Genomic DNA, 7,645 nt, shown 5'->3' with positions numbered 1-7,645 from the left:
AATGTTCTTAAAAACGCACTGCCAAATCTCTGATGAAAATGTTACCTATCCTTTATCAGATTCACGGTAATGTTGATTTTCCACAATTAACATGGTTGATTGACAATATTTATGAAAGCCCACAGATCCAACCGGATATCGCTCGGGCCTTAGCTAATGAGATGGTAGAATTTGAAAAACTAATACTCTCGTTACACCTTCCTTTTCCTAGGTTGGCACTGCAGAAAATGCATACCTTTTTTGTGGGGTCTGCCACTAGCCAACAGATTATCCATACTAGTAGTGATTAGCTTTCTTATGTAGACCATTTATATACCTTTAAGTGTTTGAAATTTAATGTTCACAGCCTAACTCCTGCTTCATTTAATACTGCTTATTAGGGTAGGGGTGTTAGGGTTCTCTCGATCATAGCAAAACGTCAGCTTTGCAACCAAACATCACAACTACCTTGAATCACTCTCTATTTACCCTCATAATCTAATCACTTCTACATAATAAATAGCCTAAGCAAATATGCCCAATAATTCTAAGCCAAATATGTCTGAAAACAGCAGTTTAAACGCATCTGCCGTCAATGAAACGCAAGATGCTAAGAAGCCAGCAGTATCAACAGTTGATTTACCAGTTCTTGCTAAAGACAGCTATTACTTAAGTCGTCTCGAACGAGAGCTGGCACGTGCTGCTGTGTCTAAAAATAAAAAAGCTAACCATGATTCTAAGCAGAAGAATAATCCAGAGTATGTACTTGCGAAAAAACGTGCTCAGTACGAGAAAATAAAAACACGCTCTCAAGAAGCCGTGCAGGCGCGTATTGATAGTATTCCCAGTGATTTACCAGCTAAACTAAATTTGGATTTGCCTGTTAGCCAACGAGCAGAAGATTTGGTACAAGCGATTATTGATAATCAAGTCATTATCGTCGCTGGTGAAACAGGTTCTGGTAAAACGACGCAGCTACCCAAGCTTGCGATGCTAGCTGGGCGCGGTATCACTGGACAAATAGGGCATACACAACCAAGGCGCTTGGCTGCTCGTAGTGTGGCGAACCGTATCGCAGAAGAGTTGGGCGAGCCATTAGGTAATACTGCCAGTTTTAAGATTCGCTTTAATGAGCAAGGCTCAGCGCAATCTGTTGTTAAATTAATGACTGACGGTATTTTGCTCGCTGAATTAGGTCATGATCGATTTTTGAGTAAATACGATACGATTATCATCGATGAGGCGCATGAGCGTAGTCTAAACATCGACTTCATTATGGGCTATCTCAAAAAGATGCTGCCCAAGCGTCCAGACTTAAAAGTCATTATTACTTCTGCAACTCTTGATACCAAGCGCTTTAGTGAATACTTTAGCCATTATGACAATAAGCTCAAACAGCAAATCCCTGCACCCATTTTTAATGTAGAGGGGCGTAGCTTTCCGGTGGAGGTCCGCTATCGTCCGTTGACAGATGAGCCAGTAAACAGCTCAGAAGATGACAGTTACGATGATTTTGAAGAGAATCTACCGCGTGCTGTGGTTGCTGCTGTCGAGGAGTGTTTTAGCGATGCCCAGAGTAAAGGTCACGCCGATCAAGCGGATATCTTGATATTTGCTGCGACTGAAGCAGAGATTCGCGAAACGCAAGAAGTGCTTGAGCGTCATGGTCCACGCCATACTGAAGTCTTACCACTATTTGCACGGCAGACTTATGAAGAGCAGCAGCGTATCTTTCAGCCATCAGGCCGGGGTCGACGTATTGTTATCGCGACCAACGTTGCTGAGACTGCGTTGACCGTACCGGGTATTCGCTACGTGATCGACTTAGGCTTTGCGCGGATTTCGCGTTACTCGTATCGCTCGCGCGTACAACGTCTACCGATTGAAGCAATCTCACAAGCAGCTGCCAATCAGCGTAAAGGTCGCTGTGGCCGTGTTGCACCAGGTGTATGTATTCGCCTTTATTCTGAGGAGGACTTTAGCGGTCGCCCTGAGTTTACTGAGCCTGAGATTCTACGTACCAACTTGGCGTCAGTAATATTGCAAATGGCCAACCTACGTCTAGGTAGTGTGGATGATTTCGCGTTTATCGAGCCACCTGATAGTCGACTGGTCACTGATGGTCATAAATTACTAGATGAATTGGGCGCAATTACTTCGAAAAAAGACATTGCTGCTCAAAATAAAGTCAAACAGCCGAAGCGTCAAAAAGGGCTTGATCAGCTGCGTTTGACAGCAACAGGTCAGAAAATGGCACGTATGCCAATTGATCCAAGGTTGGCACGTATGCTAGTCGCTGGTTCTGATTTTGACTGTATTCGTGAAATGCTTATCGTTGTGGCAGCGCTCGCTGTGCAAGATCCCCGCGAGCGCCCTGCCAATAAGCGCACGCAAGCGGATCAAAAACATGCGGTCTTCCGTCAAGACGATTCTGACTTTTTGTTTTATTTGAGTCTATGGAAGGCGCTGTTTGAAAAGGATGAAGACGGCAATAAACTGTCTGGCAATCAGCGTAAGCAATTTGCTAAGAAAAACTATTTAAGCTTTCCGCGTGTACGTGAATGGCATCAAACACACCGTCAATTGGTACAGATGGTTACTGATCTCAAGTTAACCGACGTCAATGACTCAAAAGCCTCTGATAAAAATGTGGCTGTCAACGATCCAACAGCGATCGAAGACGAAGAACTAAAAGCAGTCAAATATGCCAATCTGCATAGAGCATTATTGACAGGTTTACTGTCTATCATTGCGCATAAGACTGAAAGCCGCGGTGAGTATTTGGCTGCGCGCCAGCAAAAGGCTAAGATATTCCCAGCCAGTACTGTGTTTAAACAAATACCCCCTTGGGTGATGGCATTTGAGATGGTGGAGACATCACAAGTCTTTATGCGTACCGTTGCCAAAATCGAACCAGAATGGATTACCTCAGCGGCAGGTGATTTGCTGAAATATCACTATTTCGAACCACACTGGTCTAAGAAAACAGGACGTGTCAAAGCTTACGCTCAGATTAGTTTATTTGGCCTGATTATTATTAGTAAGCAGCTGACTAACTACGAGCAAGTTAATTTGGTCGAGTCACGAGAGATATTTATTCGTGATGGCTTGGTGACGGGTAACTTTGGTCGCAATGCACCGTTCTTGCAACATAACATGGATAAGATTGCCCATGTTGAGCGTATCGAAGACAAGCTACGTCGCCGTGATTTATTGGTCGATGAAGAGACGCTTTATCAGTTCTATGATAAGAAAATTCCTGAGCACGTTGCCAGTCGCAAAGCATTTGAGGATTGGCGTGCAGAAGTCGAAAAGCATGACACCAAGCATCTATTCTTTACTGATGAAGATGTACTTAATAGCCAAGCGCCGACCACAGGTGACTTCCCAGAAGTGTGGAAGCTGGGCGATTTAAGACTGCCGCTTCGTTATGTCTTTGATCCTGCTAGCGATGATGATGGCGTGACCATACGTGTACCGCTTGCCGCATTACCGCAGCTCGATGCGATTGAACTACTGTGGGGCGTACCCGGTTGGCGTTATGAATTGGTATTGCAGCTGCTCAAGTCATTACCAAAAGAGATACGCCGTCAAATCGTACCAATACCCAATACTGCAGATAGTTTGTTTGATGAGTTGCAGCCAGAAGGTGGACAAGGGTTGCTGAAGCAGCTGTGTCATGCATTGCATCGTCGCGGTATCATGTCTGTGACGCCAGAGAATTTCAATCCATCGACGATTGACCGCTATTTGCAGCCACAAATCTGCGTGGTCGATGAGAAAAACCGTATCATCGAAAAAGGCCGTGACCTGCAAACCCTACAGATTCGTCATGCATCTGAGACCAGTCAAGCGGTAAATGAACAGCAAGGCGTGCATACTGAGTTCCCTGAGCATTTTGCTTTTAGTAAAAACCACCATAGCGCAGGCGTGGTGATGAAGCAGTTTGCGGCGCTGGTCGCTGATGAAGCGGGAGAGGCTGTATCGATTCATCAATATACCGATGTTAATGCAGCACTCCAAGCACACCGTATTGGTGTACTGACTTTAATTAAAGGCAAGCTTGGTGCAAAGAAAAAACAGTTAACAAGCCAAATAGATAGCATATTTAAACTGGCATTTGCACCACTTGGCGATATGGATAAACTCAAAACGATCGTTATAGATGCTGCGCTAGACGCGGCTCTTGAAGAGCATTATGTTCTATTTGATCATTCTGAGAATCTACCAGAAAGCGCTGATGATATCGCAGTTGGATTGAGTGAAGAGCTACCGTTTACCGCTGAGGAATATACCCAGACGCTTGAAGTAGTAACGAGTAACTTCTTATTAACTGGTCAAAGTGTCATTAAAACACTTAAGAATGTTTATACTCGTTGGCAACGCATTCGCCAGGGGTTGCTGATGCTAGATCGCGAAATATTTGGTGAGTCTATCGACGATATCGAAGATCAGTTAGAAGATTTACATTTGGCTGATTTTGTTTATCGGATGGATTACAGCCATTGGCAACAGTATCCACGTTATCTTGAAGCACTACAGATTCGACTGGAGCGTCTGGAGCACAATCTTGACGCCGATCTCGATGGAGTTTACGCGCTTGACTTGCATATGGAGCGTCTAGCAGGACGTGCGGACAAGGAAGCCATCAGTGAGTATCGCTGGATGGTAGAAGAGTATCGTATTCAACTGTTTGCTCAGCCTATGAAAACTCGTATGGCTGTATCACCCAAGCGTCTAAGCAAGATGTGGGATAAGCTGAGTTAGGCTAAGTTTTAGTTTCGTATGGTACATTATGTTCGTGAGCACACATTAGTTTTATGATGTGTGCTTTATAGGCCATATACTAGCTACTTGATTAGATATCAATCTCAAATAAAAGGATGATTAAAATGTGGGATAAACGCTATAGCGACCCAGAGTTCGCATTTGGCACCGAACCGAATGATTTTTTGAGAGAGACATTTGAGCAGATACCTGTAGGCGGACACGTACTATGTCTAGCAGAGGGCGAAGGTAGAAATGCAGTGTTTCTAGCTGAGCAAGGCTTCAATGTGACTGCGATGGATATGTCCGAAGTAGGTCTGAACAAAGCGGAAAAGCTAGCCAAAGACAGAGAGGTAGCTATTACCACCCAAGTAGCTGATTTAGCAGATTACAATTTTGGTCAGGATAAATGGGATGCGATAGTTTCTATCTGGGCGCACGTGCCTAACACGGTACGTCAACATATACATGCACAAGTTGTCACTGCTCTTAAGTCAAATGGAGTATTTATCGTTGAGGCCTATACAGAACAACAGCTTGAAACAGAGGCAGTCGGTGGACCACCAGCCAGTCAAAGGGAACGTTTTGGCTCTTTACAGAACTTTCAAAATGAGCTCGTAGGGCTGAAGGAAGTTATGGGTGTAGAGAAGTTGCGTGTGGTATCAGAAGGAAAGCGTCATCAAGGGCTCAGCGCGGTCGTACAGTTCATTGGCAAACAAACCAGCAACTAAAGATGATAAGTTAAAGCTATTATTGTTTATATACTTAGATAGAGAAGATAGCTTGTAAACCATCTTCTCTATGAGCTATTGAAGCTTGGTGTCTGGTGATTAGTGGCTGATATCTAATGACCAATCTTTTCTGTCAGTACACCCATGCTATAAAGCACATAAGCGATCACTGTTAATGCGACGATAATTGGAGTGAATATCCAAATCATAATATTAATTAAAAGTGATGGCAGTAATCCATTGAACAACTCAATATCTGGTGCGAAAAAATCAGTGATGACATCGACTGCACGCTTAGCAATAGGAAGTAGCAAAGTGCTAAAAGCTAACACGTAAATGTACTTACCAAAGCCAGGGTCGCTCATGACTATCATGAAGTAAAACACTGTAAAAAAAGTGATACCAAGCGCCCAACATTTGAGAGTGTAGCTTAGACGAATCATGTTATCTCCTCCCTAAGCTTTTTATTGATCGACCACAGCGTAACGCTGCTTCTATATATTTATTATTTTGAATATAATATATATGTTATAATACGAATATATGAGCAGGTCAACCAGTTTTTCTATTTATTTAAAATACTTAATAAATTCTTCAATTTAAAAATGGTGTTTCTCTAAGGAAAGGTTTAATAGGTGTAGTGGAAAATAGCCTAAGCAAAAAATTTATTTTGCTAGAAAATAAGTCTGTGACTACAAATCACTGCTCGGACTCATACCAAACAATCGCTTGTATTCTCGGCTAAACTGACTAGGACTTTCATAGCCTACTTGCATTGCTATTTGTGATATTTGCGCTCCGTGCATTTTGATTAAGCGTCTAGCCTCCATTAAACGTAAGCTTTTTTGATACTGTAGCGGACTCAGCTGGGTTATTTCTCTAAAATGCTGATGAAACCCTGAGACACTCATACCACATCTACTAGCTAAGCTTTCAACCGTAATGGGTTCATTTAAGTTCGACTTTATCCAGTCAGTCGCTTGAGCAATGCGGTGGGTATGACTACCGCTAACTACCAATTGTTTAAGTTTATTGCCTTGCTCAGCCAAGAGTAGGCGATAATATATTTCTTGTTGAATTAAAGAAGATAGGAAACCAATATCATTTGGATAATCAAGCAAGCAGATCAGTCGCTCAAACGCGTCCATAATGGTGTCATCTAAGTGCCACTTTATTCCTAGATGACTACCTGCCACTGGTTGTGTGATCGGTATCTGCGCTAAGACGTCTCTAATCATGGCTAAATCTAATTTCATTGATAAAACAATGACAGGGTTTTTTATCGAAGCGTGCTTAATATGCATGCTTAGCGGTATATTAACTGGACAGAACATCAAATTGCTATTGTCAAACCTTTGACAGTCAGCACCCAAGTAAATCTCTCGTTCACCTTGCAGTACAATACAAATACTTGGCTCTTGAATATAGCTTACGGCTTTGCTTGGTTTATCCGCGCAGTAAAAGAACAAGCCTGAAACAGCAGATTCGATGGTTTTGTTTCTAGGGAGCACTGCCAAAAGTTGATCAATAATCGTTTGATTCATCATGACTACTTGTTTTATAAGATCGCCCTATATTATAAAAATTTGTAGGATTAGGCAAGAGTTGTAGAGGTTTGTTCTAACGTATAGATATCGAGGGTTCTATAATAAACTCATCGCAACAGCGTAAGTACGACCTCTAATAATATGAAACAAGGAATAATTATTCATGAAAATATTTTATAAAACACGCGCAACAGCTACTGGTGGACGTTCTGGTCACACTGGATTAGATGACGGTTCGTTAGGATTTGACTTGGTGTCTTTTCAAGAGCAAGACAAAGAAGGTGTCAACCCAGAACAGCTTTTCGCTATGGGTTATGCGGCTTGTTTTGATAGCGCTTTGAGCATGACTGCACAGCATATGAAGTTACCTGTTACTTCTTCAAAAACCTCTGCGCAAGTAGGTATTGGTATGAAAGCTGACGGTAGCTATAATTTAGAGGTAGCATTATCTGTAGAAGTGTCAGGTATTGATGAAGCACAGGCACAGCAGTTGATTGAAGCCACGCATCAAGTATGTCCATACTCTAACGCCACTCGCGGTAATGTCGAGACTCGCCTAGAAGTGACCGTTATTTAAGACTGTTGTTTAAAGGCTATTATTTTAAGACTAGTGACCATAGG

The 7,645-nt window shown here is 42.6% G+C and carries 5 protein-coding genes; 3 read left to right on the top strand and 2 right to left on the bottom strand.

The window, feature by feature from the left end:
• Positions 1–513 precede the first annotated feature (513 nt).
• Together hrpA and ACT3QQ_RS13235 are read left to right on the top strand one after the other, a co-directional pair.
• Positions 514–4,746 (top strand): ATP-dependent RNA helicase HrpA, encoded by a 4,233-nt coding sequence (gene hrpA, locus ACT3QQ_RS13240; RefSeq protein WP_444528352.1) that lies wholly within the window; start codon positions 514–516, stop codon positions 4,744–4,746.
• Between the two features lie 125 nt (positions 4,747–4,871).
• Positions 4,872–5,477, top strand: coding sequence for a class I SAM-dependent methyltransferase (locus ACT3QQ_RS13235; protein ID WP_444528351.1), 606 nt, complete (start codon positions 4,872–4,874; stop codon positions 5,475–5,477).
• Positions 5,478–5,590: 113 nt separating this feature from the next.
• Here the strand turns inward: ACT3QQ_RS13235 and ACT3QQ_RS13230 are convergent, their stop codons facing one another.
• Both ACT3QQ_RS13230 and ACT3QQ_RS13225 read right to left on the bottom strand, forming a co-directional pair.
• Positions 5,591–5,920, bottom strand: coding sequence for a hypothetical protein (locus ACT3QQ_RS13230; RefSeq protein WP_444528350.1), 330 nt, complete (start codon positions 5,918–5,920; stop codon positions 5,591–5,593).
• 249 nt (positions 5,921–6,169) lie between these two features.
• Positions 6,170–7,024, bottom strand: coding sequence for an AraC family transcriptional regulator N-terminal domain-containing protein (locus tag ACT3QQ_RS13225; RefSeq protein WP_444528349.1), 855 nt, complete (start codon positions 7,022–7,024; stop codon positions 6,170–6,172).
• 163 nt (positions 7,025–7,187) lie between these two features.
• Here ACT3QQ_RS13225 and ACT3QQ_RS13220 point away from each other — a divergent pair, with 163 nt between their 5' ends.
• A complete protein-coding gene (locus tag ACT3QQ_RS13220) occupies positions 7,188–7,601 on the top strand; it encodes an organic hydroperoxide resistance protein (protein WP_444520780.1) in 414 nt (137 codons plus the stop codon).
• The last annotated feature ends 44 nt before the right edge of the window (positions 7,602–7,645 follow it).

This window comes from Psychrobacter sp. AOP7-A1-24, from assembly GCF_052376235.1.
Lineage (GTDB): Bacteria > Pseudomonadota > Gammaproteobacteria > Pseudomonadales > Moraxellaceae > Psychrobacter.
Note: the sequence above shows the minus strand (reverse complement) of the source record. Positions and strands in the feature narration are given on the sequence as shown.